Consider the following 26,486-nt stretch of genomic DNA (forward strand, 5'->3'; position numbering starts at 1 on the left):
GTTAATGAAAAAGTACGTTATCGGCTTAGACTACGGAACAGACTCTGTTCGGGCCGTTTTGATTGATACGGAAAACGGGGCAGAACTGGCAACTTCCGTAAGCTATTACCAAAGATGGAAAGAAGGAAAGTTCTGCAAGCCGGAAGAAAACCAATTTCGTCAGCATCCACTCGACCACATCGAAGGTTTGGAAAAAACCATTTCAACCGTTGTCAAGGAAAGTGGTGTTGCGCCGGAAAATATCGTCAGCATTTGTATAGATACGACAGGTTCGTCACCGCTTCCCGTGAATAAGGATGGAATTGCCTTGTCACTTTTGCCTGAATTTTCAGAAAATCCCAATGCAATGATGGTGTTGTGGAAAGACCATACTTCCATTGATGAAGCCGAAGAAATCAATCATCTGGCAAGAAACTGGGGCGGCGAAGATTATACAAAATTTGAAGGCGGAATCTATTCTTCCGAATGGTTTTGGGCAAAAATTCTTCACATCAACAGAGAAGATGAAGCGGTGAAAAATGCGGCGTACAGCTGGATGGAACATTGCGATTACCTCACATTTTTACTTTCCGACAACCAGAGTTTGGCAACATTTAAAAGGAGCCGTTGTGCAGCCGGTCACAAAGCAATGTGGCACGAGTCGTGGGATGGACTTCCTTCCAAAGAGTTTCTCGGTCAGCTGGATCCTTCACTGGCAGAACTTCGTGACAGACTGTACGATAAAACCTACACATCTGATGAAATTGCCGGAAATCTGAATGAAGAATGGGCAACAAAATTAGGCTTGACGGCCAATACGGTAATTGCTGTCGGAACTTTCGATGCTCATTCCGGAGCGGTTGGTGCAAAAGTGGAGGAAAATACGCTGATCAGAATTATGGGAACGTCAACTTGCGATATTATGGTGGCTCCCAACGAAATCATTGGCGACAAAACAGTTAAAGGAATCTGCGGACAGGTCGATGGTTCCGTGATTCCGGGATTGATGGGATTAGAAGCGGGGCAATCTGCATTTGGTGATGTTTTGGCGTGGTACAAAGATATTCTGACTTGGCCGACACACCATATTGTGATGAATTCCAATGTCATTGACGAAAATCAAAAACAGTTGCTAAAAGAAGAAATAGAGAACAATCTTATTCGCAATCTCACTTTGGAAGCGGAAAAAATTCCACTTTCAGAGGTAGTTCCGGTTGCCTTGGATTGGATTAACGGACGAAGAACACCTGATGCCAATCAGGAACTGAAAATGGCGATCAGCAACCTTTCATTGGGAACAAAAGCACCACATATTTTCAAAGCTTTGGTGAATGCGATTTGCTTTGGAGCCAAAAAAATCGTCGACCGTTTCGAAGAAGAAGGCGTAAAAATCGAAAAACTAATAGGAATTGGTGGCGTTGCCAGAAAATCCCCTTTCATTATGCAGACGTTGGCCAACGTTCTTAATATGCCGATTGTTGTTGCAGCTTCAGACCAGGCTCCGGCTTTGGGTGCAGCCATTTATGCGGCTGTTGCGGCTGGAATTTATCCGACTGTTCAGGAAGCAAGCCAAAAAATGGGTTCCGATTTCGAAGCAGAATATTTCCCACAAGCTGAAAAGGTAGAAAAATATGCAGAATTTATGAAACAATATCAGATTCTCGCAGATTTTACAGAAAATAATATCAAGTCTAAGAAAAAGTTGACGGCTGAGAGTTTATAGTTGATAGAAGTTAAAGCAGAAAAGCTCCGTTAGGAGCGCCCTGTTAATAGTAAATATGTACATATTATCATCACAAAGAGAGCTTCGTAGAGGCGCCCTGTTAAATAATTACAATCATTTAAAAACCATCAACCAACAACTATCAACCAATAACTAAAATTATTATGGCAGCTTAATCTGTCTTCCGCTCCCGCTTTTTTGTTCCGCTATGCTACACAAAAAGAGCTCCGCTCAAGCCGGGCTGCGATTGATTCGTAGGAGAGAACCCGAAGGGTTCAATATGAATAGCCGTAGGTGAAACCTATGGATGAAAAAACAGATTTTCAAAAAATATGCAAATAAAATGAGCATCTATAAAGAATTAAAACGAGAATGTTACGAAGCCAATATGCAGCTCGATGCATTGAAGCTGGTCGTTTACACATTCGGAAACGTAAGCGCGGTTGACCGTGACAAAGGAATATTTGCCATCAAACCGAGTGGTGTTCCTTACGAATTATTAAAACCGGAAGACATCGTGATTTTAGATTACGATGCCAATGTGGTGGAAGGAAATTTAAGACCATCTTCCGATACCAAAACCCACGCTTATCTTTATAAAAACTGGGAAAACATCGGCGGAATCTCACATACACACGCTATTTATTCCGTAGCTTGGGCACAGGCACAACTGGATATTCCGATTTTCGGAACGACCCACGCAGACCATCTGACAACAGATATTCCTTGCGCACCGCCGATGCACGATGATTTAATCGAGGGCAATTACGAATACAACACCGGAATCCAGATTCTGGATTGCTTTAAAGAAAAGAACTTGTCTTACGAAGAAGTAGAAATGGTACTCATCGGAAATCACGGGCCGTTCACCTGGGGAAAAAATGCTGAAAAAGCCGTTTACAATAGCAAAGTTCTAGAAACTATCGCCGAGATGGCTTATCTCACAAGGCAAATTAATCCGAATGCGCCACGTTTGAAAGATTCATTAATCAAAAAACATTACGAACGGAAACACGGCAAAAACGCCTATTACGGACAATAATAGAATTAAATAAAGTCTGTCATTCTGAACGAAACGTAGTGTAATGAAGAATCTCAATTATCAACAGAGATTCCTCGTTCCTCGGAATGACAAAACAAAATAATAAAGACTATCAACAATCAACTAAAAATATGTTAACACCTCTCAATACGAAAGAAATCTGGTTCATCACCGGAAGCCAGCATTTATACGGCCCTGAAACATTAGCGCAGGTTGCGGAACATTCAGCAAAAATCGTAGAAGCGTTCAATGCTTCATCACAAATTCCTGTAAAAGTCGTTTTGAAGCCAACCGTGAAAACCACGGAAGAAATCTTTGAAACACTTACAGCCGCCAACTTTGCAAAAGACTGCATCGGAATCGTAACCTGGATGCACACGTTTTCACCCGCAAAAATGTGGATTCGTGGACTGACCGCTTTACAAAAGCCAATGTTGCATCTTCACACGCAGTTCAATCAGGATATTCCTTGGGCGACGATGGATATGGACTTTATGAACCTTAATCAGGCAGCGCACGGCGACCGTGAATTCGGATTTATGGTAAGCCGTCTGCGCAAAAACAGAAAAGTGGTCGTAGGACATTGGGCGGAAGAAAGAGTTCAGAAACAGATTGGAGAATGGAGTAGAGTTGCTGCAGGTTGGGATGATTGGCAAGGTGCGAAGTTCGTCCGTTTTGGTGATAATATGAGATTTGTAGCCGTTACCGACGGAGATAAAGTAGAAGCGGAAACCAAATTTGGATTTTCGGTAAACACTTGGGGAATCGGGGATTTGGTAAGCGTTGTCAATTCGATTGGCGATGGCGAAATCAAAACCTTAATTGAAGAATATGAGGCTTCATACAAAATGGCAGAATCCCTTCTTTCCGGAGGTTCAAACAGAAAATCTCTGGAAGTTGCCGCAAGAATTGAATTAGGTTTGGAAAAATTCCTGAAAGACGGAAATTTCAAAGGTTTTTCCGATACTTTCGAAGACCTTCACGGTTTGGAACAATTGCCTGGAATTGCTGTTCAGAGATTGATGGAAAAAGGGTATGGATTTGCTGGAGAAGGCGATTGGAAAACTGCCGCTTTGGTTCGTGCAATGAAAACAATGGGACAAGGCCTTGAAGGCGGAAATGCCTTTATGGAAGACTATACTTATCATTTGAATCCTTCCAATCCTTCAATTTTAGGTTCACATATGTTGGAAGTTGACCCTGTTTTGGCGATTGACAAACCTTCTTGTGAAATTCATCCATTGGGGATTGGCGGAAAAGCTGACCCGGTTCGTCTGGTTTTCAATTCGAGAGGAAATATCGATTCTTTAAATGCCGCTTTGATGGATTTCGGAAATCATTTCAGACTGTTAATCAACAAAACAAGAGCGTTGGAAATTACCGAAGAATTGCCAAAACTTCCTGTTGCTAGAGTTCTTTGGAAACCGCTTCCTGACCTGTATACTGCAGCTGAAGCCTGGATTTTGGCAGGTGGTGCGCATCACACGTGTTATAGTGAGAATATCAGCGTAGAACAATTGGAAGATTTTGCGGAGATTGCAGGGATTGAATCGCTTGTTATTGATGAAGATACGAAAATCCGTGATTTTAAGAACACACTTCGCTGGAATGAAATATATTATCGTTAAACTTGCAAAACTTCTAAAAAATGAGAAAAACAAGTATCAACCTGATAATTCTTTTTGCCGTTTTATGTATTTTCGGGTGCAATAAAAAAGAAAATCAATCAAAAACTCAACCGGAAACAATGGAAAACATACAGGTTTCAGATTACGGAGTCACGTCAAAAGGCGATTCCATCAAAAAATATACTTTGACCAATAAAAACGGGATGAAGCTGGAAGTCATTAACTTCGGTGGAATTATCACTTCACTTACCGCTCCCGATAAAAACGGAAAATACGAAGATGTCGTTTTAGGATTTACAAAGCCTGAAGATTATTTCAACGGAAATCCATATTATTTCGGAGCATTGATTGGCCGTTACGGAAACAGGATTGCCAACGCCAAATTCACTTTGGAAGGCAAATCGTATGACATCGACAAAAACGACGGGCCAAACAGTCTTCACGGAGGAAAAGAAGGATTCCACACCAAATTCTGGAATATTGAGCCTGTAAAAGATGCAAAATTCCCGACTTTGAAACTAACTTACACCAGCGCAGACGGTGAAGAAGGCTATCCTGGAAAATTAACCACAACCGTTTTGTATACTTTGACGGACGACAACGCGCTTGAAATTTCTTACGAAGCGGAAACCGATAAACCGACGGTTGTGAATTTAACTCAACATTCGTATTTCAATCTTTCTGGGAATTTCTCAAAAACAATTCTTGACCATGAATTGCAGATTAATGCGGATAAATTTACACCAGTTAATGAAACTCTAATTCCTACAGGTGAGCAAAAAGCGGTGAAGGGAAGTGCATTCGATTTCACAGCTTCAAAAGCAATTGGAAAAGATATCAATGCAGATGACGACCAACTGAAAAAAGGAAAAGGCTACGACCACAACTGGATTCTGAACGGAAGCGGATTGAGAAGCATTGCCAAAGTTTACCACCCGGAATCGGGGAGAGTAATGGAAGTTTTGACCGATGAACCGGGCGTTCAGTTCTATTCAGGAAACTTTTTGGATGGAAAATTCGATACCAAAACCGGCGGTAAAAATGAATTCAGAACAGGTTTTTGTCTGGAAACCCAGCATTTTCCGGATTCTCCAAACCAGGCTTCTTTCCCTTCTACGGAGTTGAAGCCGGGACAGAAATACCAGTCGAAAACAATTTACAAATTCTCAGTTAAACAATAAAGTATGGGAAATTTAGCAACTATTGATATCATCATATTTCTAATTTATTTTGTGGTGGTAGCCGGTTACGGAATCTGGATTTATAACAAAAAAAAATCTGCGGCAACAGGCAGTAAAGATTATTTCCTGGCGGAAGGTTCACTCACTTGGTGGGCGATTGGAGCGAGTTTAATTGCATCCAACATCTCAGCGGAACAGTTCATCGGGATGTCCGGCGAAGGATTTTTCGTGGGGGTAGCGGTGGCAGCTTACGAATGGATTGCTGCATTGGCGCTCATCATTATTGCCATTTGGTTCATACCGATTTATCTTAAAAACAAAATTTACACAATGCCACAGTTTTTGGAAACCCGTTACAACAAATCGGTTTCCCTGATTATGGCGGTGTTCTGGCTGTTTTTATATGTGATTGTCAACCTGACTTCCATTCTTTATTTGGGTGCTTTGGCAATCGATACTTTATTGGGTGGCGGTCATCTTCATATCATTATGATTGGATTGCTTCTAATGGCTTTATTAATCGGTCTTGGCGGTATGAAAGTAATCGGTTACACCGACGTAATTCAGGTGGCGGTTTTGATTATCGGAGGTTTTGCTACGGTTTATATGGCGCTTCAGATTGTTGACCAGAGAATCAACGGAGTGGCTGTAGGAAATGCTTTCGCAGGTTTTCAGACCTTGATGAACGAAGCTCCGCAACATTTCAAATTAATGCTTGAAAAACCGGTTAAAACAACGACAACTTTAGCAATGCCTGAAAATCTAGATGTTCAGAAATATGTTGTCCTTCCGGGATTGGCAATGTACTTTGCAGGACAGTGGATTGTTAATTTAAATTATTGGGGTTGTAACCAGTACATCACGCAAAGAGCTCTGGGAGCTGATTTGAAGACGGCAAGAACCGGGATTTTATTCGCAGGATTCCTTAAATTATTTATGCCGATTATCGTTATGCTTCCAGGAATTGCAGCTTACGTTTTGTATACAAAAGGTCACTTACCTGGCTTTAACGGAGTGAAAGACGGAGCATATTCTGCAATATTAGGATTTTTGCCGGTTGGTCTGAAAGGTCTTGCTGTAGCGGCTTTGACGGCGGCAATTGTTGCTTCTTTGGCAGGGAAAGTGAACAGTATCTCAACGATTTTCACATTAGACATTTATAAAAAATATTTGAAGGCTGATGCAACGGAAATCCAGATGGTAAGAACCGGAAGATGGGCAATTATCATTGCAATGTTTGTGGCTTTGGCATTTACTTGGACAGATGCTTTGGGAATTGGTGGTGAAGGTGGATTTACCTTTATTCAGAAATATACAGGATTTATCAGTCCGGGTGTTTTTGCGATGTTCCTTTTAGGAATGTTCTGGAAACGAACAACCGGAACTGCAGCTTTGGTAGGCGTAATTTTAGGATTCGTTCTGGCGATTTTCTTCAACAGTTTTGCTGTGGATATTTTCGGGAAAGAAACTTGGTTGTACACAGCTTTCACTTATGAAAAACTGGAAAACGGCGTAGTTCACACGATTACCGAAATTCCGTTTTTGATTAATATGGGTTGGTCATTCTTCTTCACGGTTCTGACGATGGTTGGGATAAGTCTTGCCGGTCCGAAAGTGAACCCGAAAGCATTTGCAATAGATGCATCAATGTTCAAAGTGGACAACAGAACATTGGTTTTAATTGTTGTAACATTACTTTTATTAACAGCACTTTACGTGAGATTCTGGTAAATTTAAAAATAATGAAATAAGACAGGATGCCTTGAGGTGTCCTGTTTTTGTTTAATTTTAATCCAAAATTTAGAAAGAATAAATGAATGATTTCAATGAATTGATACAACAACATTTCGGCCCGTTGGATTCTCAGGAACTGTCTGTCATTCAGTCTTATTTTAAGGAAGAACAATTAGGTAAAAATGATATATTTACAAATTCCGGTGAGATTTGCAAAAAATTGAGCATCGTGAAATCCGGTATTCTGCGTGTTTTTGCTTTGTCGGAAGACGGCAGGGAAATTACGCAGTGGCTTTCTATAAAAGATTTTTTCGTGACCGATGTGATGGGGTTTTTCTTTAATCAACCCAATCGATGGACGATACAGGCTTTTACCGAAGTCGAGTTACTGACCATTTCCAAAACAGATTATTTAAAACTTTGCCAGGAATTCCCGAAGTGGATTCAAATAGAAAAACAATTTATCATCAAATGTTTTGCAATGATGGAAGACCGCATTTTCTCCCATCTTTCGATGACGGCGGAAGAAAGGTACAATCAGTATTTTGAGCAGAACAAAGAGTTATTTCATCAGGTTCCGTTGCAATATATTGCTTCGGTTTTGGGAATGACGCCCGAAACATTCAGCAGAATCAGGAAGCGACAGGCAGAAAGTTCTTGATTTTTGTCAAGAGAATATATTTTCGATTGTCAGACATTTGTCAAATAAATCTTAGACAATGAAAAATCTGTTACAGCTCGAAGAACTCGGACAATTTGGTTTTGCTATTTTCCTCTTTACTCAGTTAGAATTTCAGTGGTGGCTTTTCCCGCTTTGCCTTTTGCTTCCCGATGTGTCGATGATTGGCTACTTAATCAATCCAAAAACAGGAGCCCGGCTCTACAATTTTTTTCATCACAAATTGCTTGCAATCGTTGTTTTGATTCTCGGATTTTGGCTGAAAATCCCGGTTATGGAATTTATAGGAATTATTTTATTTGCGCATTCTGCAATGGATAGGATGTTTGGATATGGACTGAAGTTTCATGACGATTTTAAACATACACATCTTGGGTGGATGAGCGGAAAAGAATAAAGTGCTAAGCACCATTTATTTTTGAATAAAAAATAAATTTTTAATTGATTTACAAAAGGATATGTTTCCCGATTGTTTATATTTGATAAGGAAAATTCTAAGCAGCCAAAATTGAAAAAATATTTCCTTTTTATCGATACAGAAACTACCGGAATCCCAAAACGGTGGAATCTCCCTTATTCTGAAATTACAAATTGGCCTTCTGCAGTTCAGATTTCCTGGCTGATTTTTGATGAGAATAAAAATTGTATTAAAAAAGAGAATGATTATGTGGATGAAAATGATTTGAAAATCAGTTCAGAATCATTTAAAATTCACGGTATTTCTAAGGATTTTTTAAAGAAGAATGGGCAATCCAGAAAATCGGTTTTACTACAACTGTCCGAGGATATCAAAACTTATAATCCCTTAATTATAGGACATTTTACAGAATTTGATATTCATACGCTGAGTTCCGATTTTTATCGGGCAGGTTTGGAAAATCCTTTTCAGCAAAGTCATTTTTTTTGTACAATGCTCAAAAGCAGGGATTATGTTAATCGACCTGAAATTGATTGCTTACGATTGCCACAACTTTCCGAATATCTTTTTGATGAATCGATGGAACGTTGCCACGATGCAATGATAGACGCAGAAATGACAGCGAAATGTTTTTTCGAAATTGAAAAACGTGGAGAATTATCCGAAACCGAAATCCAAAAAATTCATCAGGAAATTGAATCCAAACTTATGTTTTTATCCGAAAAATTAAAGTAGCATTTATGAACAAAAAAATGGTCTCACTTTTAAAATCGACAAAACCTTTCAACCTCTTGCCAGAAACTGTTCTTGAAGAAATTTCTGAATCTTTTACCCAAACCGAGTTTTCCAAAGATACCTTGGTCTATCGCCAGGAAGTAACGGAAATGAGAGGGGTAGACATTATTGAATCCGGAGAATACGAAACATTTTTTTTCGATGCAGCGGAAAACAAGAGATGTATTTCGATACACCATTCGCCTTATTGTTTTGGGGGAATATCTGTGGTGCTGAACAGAGTACGTGCATTGAAATCGGCGATTGCCAAAAAGGGAACCGTTGTATATACATTACCGAAAAAGGAATTTTACGAGTTGTGTAACGCGTATGAAGACTTTTTCCATTATTTTACATCAGATTTCGGTAAAAAAATGCTGGATGAGGAATTTTCTCATTTTGTGAAAACGCCTGCAACGTTTGAAGAAAGTTATTTTGCGGCCGACCAGCTTTATTCCAGAAAAATAAAAGGAATCACCTATAAAAGTATTGTTTCCTGCGAAGAAAATACTCCTGTTTTTGAGGCAGCCCAAATAATGGCTGCCCATAAGGTAAGCTGCATCTTTGTGAAAAAATCAGCAAGTGACGAAATTATCGGCTATGCGACAGATATTACCTTGCGAGATAATGTTATCGCCCGCTGCCTGGATTCCAGAATTGCAATTTCTGAGGTGATGGATAATCCCATTGTAAGTATTTCGAGCGACGCCTATCTTTATGAAGCGGTTCTGATGATGTTTAAAACCAAATCAAGATATCTTCTTGTAAAAGATAATGGTGAGTATGTAGGTTTTCTGAGCAGAAACCGCCTGTTGAGCGAGCAAGGGCAGAGTCCGCTTGTTTTTATTCAATCGGTAAAACAGGCTGAAAGTGTAGAAGAACTTAAGAAAAAATGGAAACAGGTCCCAGATATTATTACTCAATTGTTGGGAAGGGGAGTGCACGGGGAGATTGCCAGTCAGGTCATCACAACAATTGCCGATACAATAACAGTAAAAGTAATAGAAAAAGTTATCAGGCAGATAGGAAAACCTCCCGCAAAATTTGCGTTTATTGTGACCGGGAGCGAAGGCAGGAAAGAACAGACTCTAAGCACAGACCAGGACAACGGAATTATCTATGAAGATAAAGCCAACGAACACCGCGAAATGGTAAGGGAATATTTTCTGGATTTTGCCAAAAAAGTTTCGGATGATCTCAATACCATTGGATTTGAATACTGCAAAGGAAATTTTATGGCAAGCAATCCCAAATGGACCCATTCTCTTTCTCACTGGAAAAGAAATTACAACCAATGGATCGAAGAATCGGTGCCGGAAACCGCAATGAAGCTTTCCACTTTTTTCGATTTCCGTTTTATTTATGGCGAAGAAAGTATTGTGAAAGACCTGAAAAACTATATCAAGGAAAAATTAGCTTCACCTAATCAGCTGTTTTTTGCTCATATTGCCAAAAATGCTCTACAGTACGAACCGCCTTTGACTTTTCTGAAAAGAATTAAAACCCAGACCATCGGGAAATCAGAGGTTTTCGATATCAAGACTGCGATGTCGCCAATTGTTGATTTGCTTCGTGTGTATGCATTGAAAAACCAGTTGGAAATAGAAAATACCGGCGAACGAATGAAAAAACTGACGGAAATAGGAGTTTTCACACAGCAGCAATACAACGAAATGCATCAGTCTTACTATTATCTGATGGCACTTCGGCTAAAAAATCAGGCAAACCAGATCAATATTGATAAAAAGCATCCTGATAATTATATCGAAATCAGTAAACTTACCAAAATAGAGCGTGTCACTTTAATCGAAATCTTTAAAACCATTGCCAATTTCCAGCTGGGAATCAAAGTGAAATTTACAGGAAGTTTTTAAGTTTAAATCTTAAACATAAACCCTTCTGCAATTTTCTTATTGTATTTTTCTTCATCGAAAGTGTAAAGAAAAGACCCTTTTTTAGACGAGCTCATATCTTTTCCTTCCGTTTTCACAAGAATATCCAGCGCATTGATTTTGCTGATGAAATTCCGCTTGTCATACTGTTCGTTGAAGATGGCTTCGTATAAAGTCTGAAGATCTTTCATCGTGAATTTTTCCGGCAGAAGTTCGAAGCCGATAGGTCGTGTGGAAGCCCTTCTTCTCAGTCTCAGAACCGCATCTTTCACCATTTCATTATGGTCGAAAATTAAGGTTGGAAAATCCTGCAGATCAAACCATTTCGCACTGTATTTTTCATTGATCTGAATATTTTTTTCAATATTAATCAGTGCGTAATACGAAATAGACATAATTCTTGCCGTCGGTTCGCGGTCGATTTGAGTGTAGGAATTGAGTTGTTCTAGATAAATATTTTCCAGCCCGGTAAGTGTGTTCAGGACACGCTGTGCCGCTTCATCAGAGGTTTCTTCGTCGCCGATAAAACCACCCATTAATGACCATTCTCCCATTTTCGGTTCAAAATTCCTTTGTACCAGCAGGATCTTGAGATTTTCGCCATCGAACCCGAAAATAATGCAGTCAACAGCTACCAGATGTCGTGGTAAATGAGAATAGTCTTGTGTCATCGATTATAATTTTTATGCAAAGTTAATGCTTTTAGGCTTTGATTTTACAGTTGAAACTATATAAATGTATTTTATACACTTTATTTTGCTTTTTATTTTTAAAAAATCCAAATTTCATCATTTACCTTAATATTTTGGGAGCAATTAATGGCTCTGAAGCTTACATTTTATTCATTAAAAACATTAAAAACAGATGAACTCAACGTTAAAAATATGTTAAAATTAAATTTCCTTTCATTTTAAATTTACCCGAAAACTATAGTCAAGGCTTAGTCTTAAAAATACGATAAGTTATTTATATAAATTACTGACGCCTTCACTCGGTATTCCGTATTCATTTTTATACAAGCGATTTAGCCGTATGGTTCTGATTATCGCGATTTTTAATAATCTTAATTTTTATGATAAGTCCTTGCTGTTTTCAGCTTTTTTTTAAAGACTTTAAAATATACTTTTTTTTGATTCCATCGGCTTATTCTGCAAAATTCTTTGTCATATTGATTCTTTCTTTTATTTTTAGAAATGTTGAATAGACATTTATTAATGAATAAAAAATCGCTGATAATATTTTTAGGTTTAGGCACGCTTGCTTTTGGACAGGCGAGCAAAACGGTCAGTTATTTTCCGCTGAATAAGGTTGCTTTGTCTGAAAGTGTTTTCAGCAGGGCGATGCAGACGGATAAGAACTACATTATGTCGATGGATGCCGACCGTTTACTGGCGCCCTATCTGAAAGAAGCAGGACTTAATCCTAAAAAAACAAATTATCCCAACTGGGAAAATACGGGGTTGGATGGTCACATTGGCGGCCATTATATTTCAGCATTAGCGTTGATGTACGCTTCAACAGGCGATGCCAAAGTAAAACAGCGCCTCGATTATATGATCGATGAGCTGGAGCATTGCCAGGATCTTTCAGGAAACGGCTATATTTCCGGCGTTCCGAATGGCAAAAAAATCTGGAAAGAAATCTCTGATGGCAATATTCGCGCATCCGCTTTCGGATTGAATGACCGTTGGGTGCCATTATATAATATTCACAAAATATATTCGGGTTTACGAGATGCCTATTGGTATGCAGACAGCGAAAAGGCAAAGAAAATGCTCATCAAGCTTACTGATTGGATGGCTGATGAAGTTTCCGGACTTACCGATGAGCAGATTCAGGAGATGCTGAGAAGCGAACACGGCGGGCTGAACGAAGTTTTTGCTGATGTTTACGACATTACCAAAAATAAAAAGTATCTCAAGTTGGCACATCGTTTTTCGCATCTGGCCATTTTAAATCCATTACTGATTCACGAAGATAAGCTGACGGGAATTCACGCCAATACACAAATTCCGAAAGTAATTGGCTTCAAAAGAATTGCAGATTTGGAACATAATAAAGAGTGGAGCAGTGCGGCAGATTTTTTCTGGACGAATGTTACTCAAAAACGTTCTGCAATTATCGGTGGAAACAGCGTCAGCGAACATTTCAATCCAACAACCGATTTCAGCGGAATGATTAAAAGTATTGAAGGCCCCGAAACCTGCAATACTTACAATATGCTGAAACTGACTAAAGAACTTTTTGCGACCAATCCAAAGTCGTCTTATCTGGATTATTACGAAAGAGCTTTGTACAACCATATTCTTTCTACGCAAAACCCCGACAAAGGTGGTTTTGTGTACTTCACGCCGATGCGTCCCGGTCATTACAGGGTGTATTCCCAGCCGGAAACCAGTTTCTGGTGCTGCGTCGGTTCGGGAATGGAAAACCACGCGAAATATGGCGAAATGATTTATGCACATTCGGATAACAATTTGTATGTCAATTTGTTTATTCCGTCTGTCTTAAAATGGTCGGAGAAAAAATTAGTTTTAAGACAGGAAAATAATTTCCCACAGACACCTTCCACAAAATTAATTTTTGACCTTGCTCCAACATCCGAAATCAACCTGAAATTGAGAGCTCCGGAATGGACGAATCCTTCACAGATAAGTGTTTTCATTAATTCAAAAAATATCAATATTCCTGTCGATTCCGAAGGTTATATCAATATCAGCAGAAAATGGAAAAAAGGCGATGTCATCGAGATGAAAATGCCGATGCATCTTTCTGCGGAACAACTTCCGGATAATTCCGATTACTATGCGTTCAGATACGGACCCATCGTTTTGGCAGCAAAATATGGCAAAGAAAATCAGCAGGGATTATTTGCCGATGACAGCCGCGGCGGGCATATTGCACACGGACCTCAAATTCCGTTGAATGATATTCCGACGATTTTAGGATCTTCGACAACTGTTTTGGATCATTTAAAGCCTGTTAGTGAAAAAGATTTAACATTTAAAATTAATGGTCTTTATCCTCAGAATAAATTCAGTACCGGATTGGAACTTGTTCCTTTTTATCAGGTTCAGGAAGAACGTTACATCATCTATTTTCCTCAGGCAACTCAGGATAAAATCGAAATCATTCAGCAGAAAAAAGCTCAGGAAGAAGAAGCTGTCCGAAAACTAGATAATATCACAACAGATAAAATTCAGTTAGGCGAGCAACAGCCGGAATCCGACCACTTTTTTGACAGCAAAGATGCTTACGATGGTTATATGGAAGACAGGCATTTCCGCGATGCTAAAGGCTGGTTCAGTTATCAAATGAGAAATAAGGCTAAAAATGCAAAATATCTTTACCTTTTGTATTTCGATGCCAATAACAATCGTACATTGAATGCTGAAATCAACGGAATTAAAACATTTTCCAAAGATTTTGAAGGAAAAATGGGAAGCTCACCACAAACATTGTTAATCCCGGTTCCCGAATCGGAAAAGAATAAAGAGACACTCACCGTAAAATTTATTTCAGGCGAAAAATCTCTGACTCCAAAAATTATTGAAGTGAGATTACTGAACGAATTACCAAAATAAAAACTAATATGTCAAATAATATTTTCACTAAAATTCTGGGCTTATTCCTATTGATTTGCAGTCTTTGTGTTGAAGCCAAAATCAAGCTTCCCGCATTGGTTTCAGACGGAATGGTGTTACAGCGCAACCAGAAATTAAATATTTGGGGAAAAGCCGATGCCAATGAAAAAGTAGAGGTGAAATTCCTCAATAAAAGCTACAAAACCACTGCAGACCAAAACGGAAACTGGAAAATTATTCTTCCTGAGCAGAAAGCAGGCGGTCCGTACACAATGACCATCAACGAAATTACTCTTAAAGATATTCTTATTGGCGAAGTTTGGCTCGCGTCCGGACAATCGAATATGGAATTGCCGATGCGCAGACTGACGCCGCTGTATTCAAACGAAATCAAAAGTGCAAACAATCAGAATATCCGTTTTTTCACAGTTCCTCAGAAATATAATTTCAAATCGCCTCAAACCGAATTAGACGGTGGAAAATGGGAAGCTACCAATCCTCAAACTATTCTGAATTTCTCTGGTGTTGCGTATTTTTTTGCAAAAGATTTAAGTGAAAAAAATAAAGTTCCGGTAGGAATTATTCACGCCAGTTTAGGAGGTTCTCCAATTCAGGCTTGGATGGATGAAAATTCTCTGAAAAAATATCCTGAATATCTCGATGAAGCCAAAAAATGGCAGAATGATGATTTGATAAAATCTACGGAATCTTCTGAGCAGGCGCTTAGCAAGGCTTGGTATGCGGAATTAGACCAAAGCGATTTAGGTCTAAACCAGCATTGGGAAAATTTTGATTTAAATGATTCGGACTGGAAAACAATGAAAATTCCCGGTTCTTGGGAAGACAAGGAAGGTTCTTTTGAGGGCTCGGTTTGGTTCAGAAAAGAAATTACTTTAACAAAAAATCAGGCAGGAAAAGTAGCATTTTTAAATCTTGGAAGAATCAAAGATGCCGATGTAACCTATATCAACGGTACAAAAGTCGGAAACGTAACTTACGAATATCCTCCGCGTTGGTACGACGTTCCAGCCGGAGTTTTGAAAGAAGGCAAAAACGTAATTGCCATAAGAGTTTCCAACGGAAGCGGAAAAGGACAGTTCATAGCTGACAAACCGTATTACTTGGAAATCGACGGACAAAAAATAGATTTAAAATCCGAGTGGAAATATAAAATCGGGGCAAAAATGGAAAAAATGGCGCCCGGAACGACCTTTATCCGTTGGAAACCGACGGGATTGTACAATGCGATGATTAATCCTTTAATTAATTATAATATCACGGGGGCAATCTGGTATCAGGGTGAAAGCAACACCGGAAAACCAAAAGAATACGGCGATTTGCTGACGACAATGATTACAGACTGGAGAAACAAATTCAATAACAAGGAAATGCCATTCGTCACCGTTCAATTGGCTAATTTTATGGAGTCAAAAGCACAGCCGATAGAAAGCAACTGGGCAGAACTCAGAGATCAACAGCGTAAAGTTTCGCTAAATGTTCCGAATGCCGGGCTTGCCGTAATAATCGATGTCGGAGAATGGAATGACATTCATCCACTCGATAAAAAAACAGTAGGAGACAGGTTGGCTTTGCAGGCGATGAAATTGGCTTACGGGAAAAACATCGTTGCAGACGGACCGGTTTATCAGTCAATGAAATCAAACGGAAATAAAATCGTTCTTACTTTCAAATCCGGAACGGATGATTTCACTCCCGTTGCCGAACTGAAAGGTTTTGCCATCAAAAATGCCGATGGAAACTGGTCTTGGGCAAAAGCCAAAATCGAGGGCAAAACAATTGTAGTGTGGAATGATTCGGTAACGAATCCAGTTGCAGTCCGTTACGATTGGGCAGACAATCCCGATGGAAACCTGAAAAACAAAACGGGACTTCCCGCATCGCCTTTCATAAAGGAATAATTTTAAAATTCAAACCTTCAAGGTTTCAAAAACCTTGAAGGTTTAAAAACTAACCAACTGTTATCTAAATAAAAAACAACCATAAACTATATGAACAATCCATCTCAGAAAATATCTGTCGTTGAAAAAATCGGCTACAGTTTGGGAGATTTAGCGGCCAATCTGGTTTTCCAGACTTTGGTAACTTACTTAGCTTATTTTTACACCGATATCTACGGATTAAAGCCGGAAGACGCCTCCATTATCACTTTGATTGTCGGACTCATTGCCGGTTTTGGGTTCAATCCGCTGGTCGGCGCTTTGGCAGACAGAACACGAACCAAATGGGGGAAATTCCGTCCGTGGATTTTATTTTCTGCCGTTCCGTTGGGTGCAGCAGCACTGTTTGCATTCAGCACCCCCAATTTTTCGTATCAGGGAAAAATGGTTTATGCAGCAGCAACTTATACAATTTTACTTTTATTATATGCGGCTAATAATTTACCTTACGCAGCACTGAGCGGCGTGATTACAGGCGATATGGGAGAGCGAAACAGCATTTCATCTTACCGTTTTGTAGCGGTGATGTTTGCACAGTTTTTCGTTCAGGTATTTATGTTGCCAATAATTTTATCGGCAGGAAAAGGCGACAAAGCAGCCGGAATCGAAATTGTGATGACCTGGTTAGCCATTATCGGAACCATTATGTTGCTCATCACATTTTTCACCACCAAAGAAAGAGTCATTCCAAAACCGGAACAGGAATCCTCTTTGGGAGCCGATTTAAAAGATTTGAAGAAAAACAAGCCTTGGATAATAATGTTGGTAGTTACAGCCTTGATTTTCATTACTCTCGCAATGAAAGGCGGTTCTTACGTTTATTATTTCAACAATTATGTCGATGAAACTTCTTTGAAAAATTTCATTTCACCGATTACCGCATTTTTCAGCTCCATCGGGATGAATTTCTTCGGTGAAGACCCTCGCTCAGCAGGTTTCGGGCTCTTTAATGCCGGCGGAATCATTATGATGATTATTGGGATTACCTTCTCAAAAAGATTTGCCGATAAATACGGGAAAAGAGATGCGTTCATCGCTTCCCTGTTCATTTCAACTTTATTTATCGTTGCATTCATCTTTTATCCGCCAAAATCGGTAGGATTGATGTTCCTTTCCCAGATTCTGCACGGCTTTTTCTACGGAATCAGCACACCGTTGCTTTGGGCAATGATTGCCGATGTCGCCGACTATTCCGAGTGGAAAAACAACAGACGCGCCACAGCAATTATTTTTTCCGCAATGATGGTGGGATTAAAGGTTGGCTTAAGCATCGGAAGTTCATTGGTTTCTTCCATTATCGGGCATTACGGCTATATTTCGTCTGAAGGAACCGAAAATGTTATCCAGCCGGAATCCGTTGCAAACGGCGCTCAGATGCTGGTCAGTATTTTTCCGGCTATTCCGTTCTTTGCGGCGTGTGGATTATTAATGTTCTACGAAATCAACAAAAAAATGGAAACGCAAATCGAACAGGAACTCAAAGAAAGAAGAAAAAAAGAGGATTAATATTAGTTTAATTGTTTGGGCAGCTTAATCCGTCTTCCGCTCCCAATCTTTTTTGCCAACACTTTTTCCAATGCAAAAAAGGATTTCCGCTCAAGCCGGGCTGCGAGAGATTCGCTGTTAAAAACTTTGTCAAGGTTAGAAAAACAATGTTTATCTGAACTTTTTGTATTCCTTAGCTGAGTGTAACGCCTTTTCGAACCTTAAAAACGTATAGTAGTCAAAAAAATCTTTGCGCTCTTTGCGTTTAAAATTTAAAAAATTAACAATGAAAAAAATAGCCGCATTATTAGGAATTTTAGCCTTGACCGTTTCCTGCAAAACAGCAAGTTCGGCATCACCAAAAGATTCCCTGAAAGATGCCTACAAAAATAAATTCTACATCGGAACCGCAATGAGCCTTCCGCAAATTGACGGTACTGATGTAAAATCGGATGAAATCATCAAAAAACAATTCAGCTCCATTGTTGCGGAAAACTGTATGAAATCAATGTTTATCCAGCCTCAGGAAGGAAAATTTTTCTTTGGCGATGCGGATAAATTCGTAGAATTCGGAGAGAAAAATAAGATGTTCATCATCGGTCATACCTTGATTTGGCATTCACAATTACCAAGATGGTTTTTCGTAGACAAAGACGGAAAAGATGTTTCGCCTGAAGTTCTGAAACAGAGAATGAAAAGCCATATTTCAACGTTGGTCGGAAGATACAAAGGCCGTGTAAAAGGTTGGGATGTGGTAAATGAAGCCATTATGGAAGACGGAACGTATCGCAAAAGCAAATTTTACGAAATTCTCGGCGAAGAATTCATTCCACTCGCTTTCCAATATGCGCAGGAAGCTGACCCGAATGCCGAACTCTATTACAACGATTACAACGAATGGTTTCCGGAAAAAGTAAAAACCGTTACCAAAATCGTCAAAGATTTGAAATCCAGAGGAATCCGCATCGATGGAGTCGGAATGCAGACCCACGTAGGATTAGACAATCCAAAACTGGAAGAATACGAAAAAGCAATCACCGATTACGCAGCAGCCGGAGTAAAAATCAATGTTACCGAAATGGAAATCAGTGCGCTTCCTTCACCTTGGGGAACTTCTGCCAACGTTTCCGACAAAGTAGAGTATGAAGCAAAAATGAATCCTTACACCAAAGGATTACCTGAAAATGTGACAAAAGAATGGGAAAACCGCTATCTGGATTTTTTCAGACTATTCCTAAAACATCAGGATAAAATCAGACGAGTGACTTTGTGGGGCGTTACCGACAATCAATCCTGGAAAAATGATTTCCCTGTAAAAGGCAGAACCGATTATCCGTTGCCATTCGACAGAAATTACCAGGCAAAACCTGTCGTTGAGAAAATCATTGAATTAACTAAAGAAAAATAAAATCAGCTTTTAAAATTTCAAAAATAAAAATAAATATTTTTCTCGCAGATTTAGCGAATAAGCAGATGTTATTTAAATAATCTGCGAAATCTGAAAAATCTGCGAGAAATTTAACTCAAAATCTATTATCTAAAAATCTAAACTATAAAATGAACAAAGCAAAATACCTTTTCCCCAAAGATTATATGGCAGACCCTTCCGTACACGTTTTTGAAGGAAAACTTTATATTTATCCGTCACACGACCGCGAAAGTGGCATCGAAGAAAACGACAACGGCGACCATTTCGATATGAACGATTACCACGTTTTCTCCCTTGATGATGTGGAAAATGGCGAAGTGACGGACCACGGTGTTGTTCTTTCAGTGAAGGATATTCCTTGGTCGGGGAGACAGTTATGGGATTGTGATGTGGCTTTCAAAAATGGCAAATACTATATGTATTTTCCGCTGAAGGACAAAAATGATATTTTCAGGATTGGTGTTGCAGTAAGCGATAAACCTTATGGACCATTCATTCCGGAAAAACATCCGATTATGGGAAGCTACAGCATCGACCCTTGTCTTTTTGAGGATAACGGAAAGCATTATATGTATTTTGGCGGAATCTGGGGCGGACAATTGCAGCGTTACAGAAATAACAAAGCATTAGAATCTGCCATTCTTCCTAACGATAATGAGCCTGCCATTTCATCAAAAGTTGTAGCTTTAAGTGATGATATGCTGGAATTTGGAGAAGAGCCGAAAGATGTCGTGATTTTGGACGAAAACGGAAATCCTTTGCCTCACGGCAATAAGCATCGTTTTTTCGAAGCATCCTGGATGCACAAATACAACGATAAATATTACTTTTCGTATTCCACAGGAGATACCCATTTGATTTGTTATGCAGTTGGTGATAATCCTTACGGTCCGTTCACTTTCCAGGGTGAAATTTTGACGCCTGTTGTAGGTTGGACCACACATCACAGTATTGTAGAATTCAAAGGAAAGTGGTATCTGTTTTTCCACGATTCCGTTCCAAGCGGTGGAAGAACATGGTTGAGAAGTATGAAGGTTGTCGAAATTGAATATGATAACGACGGTAAAATCAAAACCATTGAAGGACTAGAAGACCATCAATAGGAACGGGCTTTAGCCCGTTTAAAAAAGTGACATACCATTTGGCTTTAGCCAAACTTAAATAATTTTAAAAATTTAAGAATGCAACATTTCCGACATTACATATTACTGTTTCTAATTCTTCCGTTAATGGCTTTTGCTGAAGACGGAAGTCGGTTATGGTTGAAATATCCGGTCAATCCGAAGCCAAGAAATATTGTTAATTCAAACAGTAAAAGTCCGACCATTGAAATCGCCAAAAAGGAACTGAACCAACATTGGACAGGACAAGCCGTTGATTTAAAAATTGATAGATTTCCGGAAAATTTTAAAGACGGATATAAAATCATTTCTACTCCGAAAAAAATCAGCGTTTTGGCAAAAACAGACTTAGGATTACTGTACGGAAGCTACCACTTGTTGAATTTGCAACAGCAAAAAGCCGATTTTTCTAATCTGAAACTTGAAGAAAAACCTTCCTATGATGTAAGAATTCTTAACCATTGGGACAATCTTGACGGAAGCATTGAACGTGGTTATGCCGGCCATTCGCTTTGGAAGTGGGAAGACTTACCTAATAAAATTTCGCCGAGATACGAAGAATATGCAAGAGCCAACGCATCCATTGGAATCAATGCAACAGTATTGAATAATGTGAATGCATCACCAAATATGCTTCGTGAAGACTATCTTAAAAAAGTCAAAGTTTTAGCCGATATTTTCAGACCTTACGGAATCAAAGTTTATCTGTCTGTAAATTTTTCTTCACCAAAAGTTTTAGGTGGATTACAGAATTCAGACCCATTGAATCAGGATGTTCAGAAATGGTGGAAAGACAAGGCTGCAGAAATTTACAAACTGATTCCTGATTTCGGAGGTTTTTTGGTAAAAGCCAATTCCGAAGGACAGCCCGGACCGCAGGATTACGGAAGAACCCACGCAGACGGAGCCAATATGATGGCAGATGTGCTGAAATCTTATGGCGGAATCGTGATGTGGAGAGCATTTGTTTACAGTCCGAGCAAAGAAGACCGTGCGAAACAGGCGCATCTGGAATTTGTTCCGTTAGACGGAAAATTTAGAGATAATGTCATTATTCAGATTAAAAACGGACCTATAGATTTTCAACCGAGAGAAGCATTCAATCCACTATTCGGAGCATTGAGAAAGACTTCTGAAATGGTCGAATTCCAAATTACCCAGGAATATTTGGGACAGGCTAATCATCTGGTTTATCTTGCCCCGTTATTTAAAGAAACTTTGGACAGTGATACTTTTTCGGACGGAAAAGGTTCTACGATTGCAAAAATCACGGACGGAACGTTACGACCTGCAAAACTGACGGCTATTTCAGCAGTTGCCAATATCGGAGAAGATACAAACTGGACGGGTCATCACTTTGCACAGGCCAATTGGTACGCCTTCGGGAGACTAGCCTGGAATCACGATTTAACCTCAGAACAGATTGCAGATGAATGGATTAAAATGACTTTCACGGATAACAAAAACTTTGTAAATCCGGTCAAAGAAATAATGCTTACTTCACGTGAAACTGCCGTAGATTATATGATGCCGCTTGGTCTTCACCACATTTTTGCCGGTGGACACCATTACGGTCCGGAACCGTGGGGCGATTACAAAGGCGGAAGACCCGATTGGTCACCGGTGTATTATCATCAGGCCAATGCAGAAGGAATCGGATTTGACAGAACAAAAACGGGAAGCGATGCCGTTTCGCAATATTTTCCGCCGCTTAACGAAATCTATAATAACATTAAAACGACTCCTGAAAAGCTGATTCTCTGGTTCCATCACGTTCCTTGGGATTACAAGATGAAAGACGGAAAAACGCTTTGGGATGAGCTGTGCTATAAATATGATTTGGGTGTTCACGAAGTGAGAGATTATCAGAAAACCTGGGATAAAATGCAGCCTTATATTGATCAGCAAAGATTTTCTGAGGTTCAGGATAAACTGAAAATTCAGGCAAAAGATGCCGTTTGGTGGAAAGATGCGTGCCTGTTATATTTTCAGACATTCTCTAAAAGACCAATTCCGTCTGATATTGAAAAACCTGTTCACCAGCTTGAGGATTTAAAGAAAATCAAGCTCAATATGGGACATCACAATTAATCAATCCATTTAATAAACTTAAACAAATAACTTTCTAAATCTTTTTGAGACAGGAAGTTGTTTTTTTAATCAATTAAGTGTAGTTTTAACACTTAAATAAAATCATTTAACTTTAATGAATTATAATCAGATTTATTAACAGCTCGTTTAATCTCAACAGAGCCAAAATAAAGGTTTAGATTCCTAAGGAATGACAAACAGAGTGTTGAAAGTAATGAAATAATCAAATCTAATAACTAAAACTAATAACTAAAACTAATAACGAGTAAAATAATTAATAACAAATAAAAATCTATATATGAAATTTTTTATCGACACAGCCAACTTGGAGCAGATAAGAGAAGCTCAGGATCTGGGAATTCTTGATGGCGTTACAACCAATCCGTCCCTGATGGCAAAAGAAGGAATCAGCGGAAAAGAAGCTATTTTGAAGCATTACAAAGACATTTGTGAAATTGTAGACGGAGATATTTCGGCAGAGGTTCTTTCCACGACCTATGAAGAAATGATCAAAGAAGGCGAGGAATTGGCAGCTATTCATCCGAATATCGTGGTAAAAGTTCCCATCATCAAAGATGGAATCAAAGCCATCAAATATTTTTCCCAAAAAGGAATCCGTACCAACTGTACCCTGATTTTCTCGGCCGGACAAGCACTTTTAGCAGCAAAAGCAGGAGCAACTTACGTTTCTCCATTCTTAGGAAGACTGGACGATGTTTCCACAGACGGTCTTCATTTAATCCAGGAAATCAGGACCATTTTCGATAATTATGGATATGAAACTGAGATTTTGGCAGCATCTGTTCGCCATTCTATGCATATCATCAACTGTGCGAAAATCGGCGCCGATGTCGTGACCTGTCCACTGCCACCGATTTTGTCATTGCTGAAGCATCCTTTAACGGATTCCGGCTTGGAGCAGTTCATCAAAGATTCACAAAAAATGCAATAAAATATATGCACGATATTCAAAAATTAAAAAGTATTGCTTCGCAGGTTCGCAGAGATATTGTAAGAATGGTTCACGCATGCCAGTCGGGGCATCCGGGAGGTTCATTAGGATGTACAGATTTTCTCGTAGCTCTTTATTTTGATGCGATGAAGAGAAAAGAAGGATTTGATATGACGGGAAAAGGTGAAGATGTCTTTTATCTTTCCAACGGTCATATTTCACCTGTTTTTTACAGTGTTTTGGCGCACGCAGGCTATTTTGACAAATCTGAGTTGGCAACTTTCAGAAAGCTGAATTCCAGATTGCAGGGACATCCGACGACGCACGAGCATCTTCCCGGAGTTCGCATTGCTTCCGGTTCGCTTGGACAAGGAATGTCTGTGGCAGTTGGTCATGCGGTCGGAAAGAAATTAGATAAAGACCCGAATTTTGTTTTCAGCCTTCACGGTGACGGCGAATTACAGGAAGGGCAGAACTGGGAAGCGATTATGTATGCTTCTCACAACAGAGTTGACAATCTTATCGCAACGGTCGATTACAACGGTCAGCAGATTGATGGCCCAACTTCAAAAGTCCTTTCTCTTGGAAATCTTAAAACCAAATTCGAAGCTTTTGACTGGAAAGTTCTTGAGGTAGAAAACGGAAACGATATGGAAGAAATTCTGAAAGTTCTGGACGAAGCCAAATCTTTGACAGGGAAAGGTCAGCCGATTTGTATTCTTCTGAAAACAGAAATGGGTTACGGTGTCGATTATATGATGGGAACTCATGCGTGGCACGGGAAAGCACCGAATGACGAGCAATTGGCAAAAGCATTAGATCAACTCGAAGAAACTTTAGGTGATTATTAATTTGAGAATTATTTGGGCAGCTCAATCCGTCTTCCGTTCCCGCTTTTTTGCAAATTTGCCAACGCTTTTTCCACATCAAAATTTGCAAAAAGAGCTCCACTCAAGCCGGGCTGCGAGAAATCGAGGAACGAGATTCATCGATTCAAAATAAAAATAATAAAGTGGAGATAGATTCGCCGTTTCAAATCAATCAATGAATAAAACATTCAAGAGAAAAAGTTTTCGGGAAGAACAATGGAATTTATTGTGATGTTAAATTACAGGTCGCTCCTACGGAGCTTGATGCTCTAAACTTAATTTTGCTATTAACAGTTCGCCACGCTGTGGCTCAATCTAAATACGTTTTAGAATAATAAATGCTCCGTAGGAGCGACTGATAATAGATCAAAAATAATTCGGCATCACAAAACCTCGTAGAGGTGACCTGTAAAGCTTTTAGTATTCACAAAAAAAATATTTTGTAAAAACATCCGATAAAATTTACTTGAGGAATCCACTTTCTTAGCTGAGCGAAGCGCCTTTGCGAACGAAAATATCCTCAAAAAGATAAAAAAATCTTTGCGCTCTTTGCGTTAAAAAATAACCAACAATTAATCAAATGAAAAAATATACTTACACAGAAAAAAAAGACACCCGAAGCGGCTTCGGAGCCGGAATGGCAGAATTGGCCGATAAAAATCCCGATGTTGTCGGACTTTGCGCAGACCTTATCGGTTCTTTAAAATTTGAAAAATTCATCGAAAAAGCACCGGAAAGATTCTTCCAAATCGGAATTGCGGAAGCCAATATGATTGGAATGGCAGCAGGTCTGGCAACGGAAGGCAAAATTCCGTTCACGGGAACTTTCGCCAACTTTTCTACAGGAAGAGTGTACGACCAGATTCGCCAGTCAGTTGCTTATTCCGGAAAAAATGTTAAGATTTGTGCTTCCCACGCTGGTTTAACTTTAGGTGAAGACGGCGCTACTCATCAAATTCTTGAAGATATCGGATTAATGAAAATGCTTCCGGGAATGACGGTGATCAACACTTGCGATTACAACCAGACCAAAGCGGCAACCATTGCGATTGCAGATTACGAAGGTCCTGTTTACCTCCGTTTTGGACGTCCCGTAATTCCTGTTTTTACTGATGAAAATCAGAAATTTGAAATCGGAAAAGCGTGGATGGTGAATGAAGGAAAAGATATAACGATCATTGCAACAGGGCATTTGGTTTGGGAAGCCATCAAAGCCGGAGAAATTCTGGAAGAACAGGGAATCGATGCGGAAATTATTAATATTCACACCATTAAACCTTTAGATGCTGAAGCAATTCTTAATTCCGTTAAAAAAACGGGTTGTGTAGTAACTGCGGAAGAACACAACAGACTAGGCGGACTAGGCGACAGTGTTGCACAGCTTCTGATTACAGAATATCTTGCGCCTCAGGAATATGTTGCCGTCAACGACAGTTTCGGAGAAAGCGGAACGCCTGATCAACTGATGGAAAAATACGGATTAACTGCGAATGATATCGTGGCGGCGGTTAAAAAAGTGATGAGCAGAAAATCAGAAAGTTTGTAAAATTGCATTGTTAGAAATGCGGTTATTTAATCACAAAGTACACTAGGTTTTTCACAAAGTTCGCAAGTTTTGTGCTCCTTGTGAATCTCTTTGCGCTCTTAGTGGTTAAAAAAGTGATGAGCAGAAAGTCGGAAAGCCTGTAATATTGCATTGTTATGTTTATTACCACAAGGAACACGAAGTTCGCACAAAGGTCACAAGCTTTGTGCTCCTTGTGAATCTCTTTGTGCTCTTAGTGGTTAAAAAGAAGGTCATCGAAACAGAAAAATAGAAAGGTCTCGGTTATCAATATGAATCCTGTCACGTCACCAACTGTCTTCTCCGATTGAGCAGGACAGTCACCTAAACAGAAAACCGTAACTTTAGTCATTAATTTAAATTTAAACTTTCCATTCAATATA

The 26,486-nt window shown here is 39.4% G+C and carries 19 protein-coding genes; 18 read left to right on the forward strand and 1 reads right to left on the reverse strand.

Annotation, left to right across the window (positions count from 1 at the left end; translation table 11 throughout):
• Positions 1-4 precede the first annotated feature (4 nt).
• From MKS83_RS01140 to MKS83_RS01180, 9 genes are all read left to right on the forward strand, one after another.
• Positions 5-1,702 carry a ribulokinase gene (locus MKS83_RS01140; RefSeq protein WP_240581608.1) on the forward strand — a complete coding sequence of 566 codons (1,698 nt, stop codon included), beginning with the start codon at positions 5-7 and terminating at the stop codon, positions 1,700-1,702.
• Between the two features lie 343 nt (positions 1,703-2,045).
• The gene (locus MKS83_RS01145) at positions 2,046-2,744 is read left to right on the forward strand and encodes an L-ribulose-5-phosphate 4-epimerase (protein ID WP_240583219.1); all 699 of its coding nucleotides are present in this window, start codon (positions 2,046-2,048) and stop codon (positions 2,742-2,744) included.
• A gap of 131 nt (positions 2,745-2,875) precedes the next feature.
• Complete coding sequence (gene araA / locus MKS83_RS01150) at positions 2,876-4,372, forward strand: L-arabinose isomerase (RefSeq protein ID WP_240581609.1); 1,497 nt, start codon at positions 2,876-2,878, stop codon at positions 4,370-4,372.
• A gap of 20 nt (positions 4,373-4,392) precedes the next feature.
• Positions 4,393-5,553 (forward strand): aldose epimerase family protein, encoded by a 1,161-nt coding sequence (locus MKS83_RS01155; protein ID WP_240581610.1) that lies wholly within the window; start codon positions 4,393-4,395, stop codon positions 5,551-5,553.
• A 3-nt stretch (positions 5,554-5,556) separates the two neighbouring features.
• Entirely contained in the window at positions 5,557-7,284 is a 1,728-nt protein-coding gene (locus MKS83_RS01160; RefSeq protein WP_240581611.1) for a sodium:solute symporter family transporter, read from the forward strand.
• Between the two features lie 82 nt (positions 7,285-7,366).
• Positions 7,367-7,948 carry a Crp/Fnr family transcriptional regulator gene (locus MKS83_RS01165; RefSeq protein ID WP_240581612.1) on the forward strand — a complete coding sequence of 194 codons (582 nt, stop codon included), beginning with the start codon at positions 7,367-7,369 and terminating at the stop codon, positions 7,946-7,948.
• Between the two features lie 58 nt (positions 7,949-8,006).
• A complete protein-coding gene (locus MKS83_RS01170; protein ID WP_240581613.1) occupies positions 8,007-8,363 on the forward strand; it encodes a DUF4260 domain-containing protein in 357 nt (118 codons plus the stop codon).
• Between the two features lie 111 nt (positions 8,364-8,474).
• The gene (locus MKS83_RS01175) at positions 8,475-9,119 is read left to right on the forward strand and encodes a 3'-5' exonuclease (protein WP_240581614.1); all 645 of its coding nucleotides are present in this window, start codon (positions 8,475-8,477) and stop codon (positions 9,117-9,119) included.
• Between the two features lie 5 nt (positions 9,120-9,124).
• Positions 9,125-11,032, forward strand: a complete 1,908-nt coding sequence (locus MKS83_RS01180; protein WP_240581615.1) for a DUF294 nucleotidyltransferase-like domain-containing protein — start codon at positions 9,125-9,127, stop codon at positions 11,030-11,032.
• 2 nt (positions 11,033-11,034) lie between these two features.
• Here MKS83_RS01180 and MKS83_RS01185 read toward each other — a convergent pair whose 3' ends face one another.
• Complete coding sequence (locus MKS83_RS01185; protein ID WP_240581616.1) at positions 11,035-11,721, reverse strand: NUDIX hydrolase; 687 nt, start codon at positions 11,719-11,721, stop codon at positions 11,035-11,037.
• A 543-nt stretch (positions 11,722-12,264) separates the two neighbouring features.
• On the opposite strand from MKS83_RS01185, the gene MKS83_RS01190 reads away from it, so the two are divergent.
• The 9 genes from MKS83_RS01190 (at position 12,265) to MKS83_RS01230 (ending at position 26,085) form a co-directional block, all read left to right on the forward strand.
• Entirely contained in the window at positions 12,265-14,634 is a 2,370-nt protein-coding gene (locus MKS83_RS01190) for a glycoside hydrolase family 127 protein (RefSeq protein WP_240581617.1), read from the forward strand.
• 8 nt (positions 14,635-14,642) lie between these two features.
• Complete coding sequence (locus MKS83_RS01195; RefSeq protein WP_240581618.1) at positions 14,643-16,553, forward strand: sialate O-acetylesterase; 1,911 nt, start codon at positions 14,643-14,645, stop codon at positions 16,551-16,553.
• Between the two features lie 90 nt (positions 16,554-16,643).
• Entirely contained in the window at positions 16,644-18,098 is a 1,455-nt protein-coding gene (locus tag MKS83_RS01200; RefSeq protein ID WP_120213139.1) for an MFS transporter, read from the forward strand.
• A gap of 265 nt (positions 18,099-18,363) precedes the next feature.
• Positions 18,364-19,485 carry an endo-1,4-beta-xylanase gene (locus tag MKS83_RS01205; protein ID WP_240581619.1) on the forward strand — a complete coding sequence of 374 codons (1,122 nt, stop codon included), beginning with the start codon at positions 18,364-18,366 and terminating at the stop codon, positions 19,483-19,485.
• 149 nt (positions 19,486-19,634) lie between these two features.
• Entirely contained in the window at positions 19,635-20,609 is a 975-nt protein-coding gene (locus MKS83_RS01210; protein WP_240581620.1) for a glycoside hydrolase family 43 protein, read from the forward strand.
• A 78-nt stretch (positions 20,610-20,687) separates the two neighbouring features.
• Complete coding sequence (locus MKS83_RS01215) at positions 20,688-22,718, forward strand: alpha-glucuronidase (protein WP_240581621.1); 2,031 nt, start codon at positions 20,688-20,690, stop codon at positions 22,716-22,718.
• 298 nt (positions 22,719-23,016) lie between these two features.
• A complete protein-coding gene (fsa, locus tag MKS83_RS01220; RefSeq protein ID WP_240581622.1) occupies positions 23,017-23,670 on the forward strand; it encodes a fructose-6-phosphate aldolase in 654 nt (217 codons plus the stop codon).
• Positions 23,671-23,675: 5 nt separating this feature from the next.
• Entirely contained in the window at positions 23,676-24,521 is an 846-nt protein-coding gene (locus MKS83_RS01225; protein WP_240581623.1) for a transketolase, read from the forward strand.
• Between the two features lie 598 nt (positions 24,522-25,119).
• A complete protein-coding gene (locus MKS83_RS01230; RefSeq protein ID WP_240581624.1) occupies positions 25,120-26,085 on the forward strand; it encodes a transketolase family protein in 966 nt (321 codons plus the stop codon).
• Positions 26,086-26,486: the final 401 nt, after the last annotated feature.

This window comes from Chryseobacterium sp. Y16C (genome assembly GCF_022488405.1).
Classification (GTDB): domain Bacteria; phylum Bacteroidota; class Bacteroidia; order Flavobacteriales; family Weeksellaceae; genus Chryseobacterium; species Chryseobacterium geocarposphaerae.

Bases quoted from the DNA above. Each gene is read 5' to 3' on its own strand.
- MKS83_RS01140 (WP_240581608.1), top strand. From the start codon at position 5: ATGAAAAAGTACGTTATCGGCTTAGACTACGGAACAGACTCTGTTCGG.
- MKS83_RS01145 (WP_240583219.1), top strand. From the start codon at position 2,046: ATGAGCATCTATAAAGAATTAAAACGAGAATGTTACGAAGCCAATATG.
- araA (WP_240581609.1), top strand. From the start codon at position 2,876: ATGTTAACACCTCTCAATACGAAAGAAATCTGGTTCATCACCGGAAGC.
- MKS83_RS01155 (WP_240581610.1), top strand. From the start codon at position 4,393: ATGAGAAAAACAAGTATCAACCTGATAATTCTTTTTGCCGTTTTATGT.
- MKS83_RS01160 (WP_240581611.1), top strand. From the start codon at position 5,557: ATGGGAAATTTAGCAACTATTGATATCATCATATTTCTAATTTATTTT.
- MKS83_RS01165 (WP_240581612.1), top strand. From the start codon at position 7,367: ATGAATGATTTCAATGAATTGATACAACAACATTTCGGCCCGTTGGAT.
- MKS83_RS01170 (WP_240581613.1), top strand. From the start codon at position 8,007: ATGAAAAATCTGTTACAGCTCGAAGAACTCGGACAATTTGGTTTTGCT.
- MKS83_RS01180 (WP_240581615.1), top strand. From the start codon at position 9,125: ATGAACAAAAAAATGGTCTCACTTTTAAAATCGACAAAACCTTTCAAC.
- MKS83_RS01185 (WP_240581616.1), bottom strand. From the start codon at position 11,721: ATGACACAAGACTATTCTCATTTACCACGACATCTGGTAGCTGTTGAC.
- MKS83_RS01190 (WP_240581617.1), top strand. From the start codon at position 12,265: ATGAATAAAAAATCGCTGATAATATTTTTAGGTTTAGGCACGCTTGCT.
- MKS83_RS01195 (WP_240581618.1), top strand. From the start codon at position 14,643: ATGTCAAATAATATTTTCACTAAAATTCTGGGCTTATTCCTATTGATT.
- MKS83_RS01200 (WP_120213139.1), top strand. From the start codon at position 16,644: ATGAACAATCCATCTCAGAAAATATCTGTCGTTGAAAAAATCGGCTAC.
- MKS83_RS01205 (WP_240581619.1), top strand. From the start codon at position 18,364: ATGAAAAAAATAGCCGCATTATTAGGAATTTTAGCCTTGACCGTTTCC.
- MKS83_RS01210 (WP_240581620.1), top strand. From the start codon at position 19,635: ATGAACAAAGCAAAATACCTTTTCCCCAAAGATTATATGGCAGACCCT.
- MKS83_RS01215 (WP_240581621.1), top strand. From the start codon at position 20,688: ATGCAACATTTCCGACATTACATATTACTGTTTCTAATTCTTCCGTTA.
- fsa (WP_240581622.1), top strand. From the start codon at position 23,017: ATGAAATTTTTTATCGACACAGCCAACTTGGAGCAGATAAGAGAAGCT.
- MKS83_RS01225 (WP_240581623.1), top strand. From the start codon at position 23,676: ATGCACGATATTCAAAAATTAAAAAGTATTGCTTCGCAGGTTCGCAGA.
- MKS83_RS01230 (WP_240581624.1), top strand. From the start codon at position 25,120: ATGAAAAAATATACTTACACAGAAAAAAAAGACACCCGAAGCGGCTTC.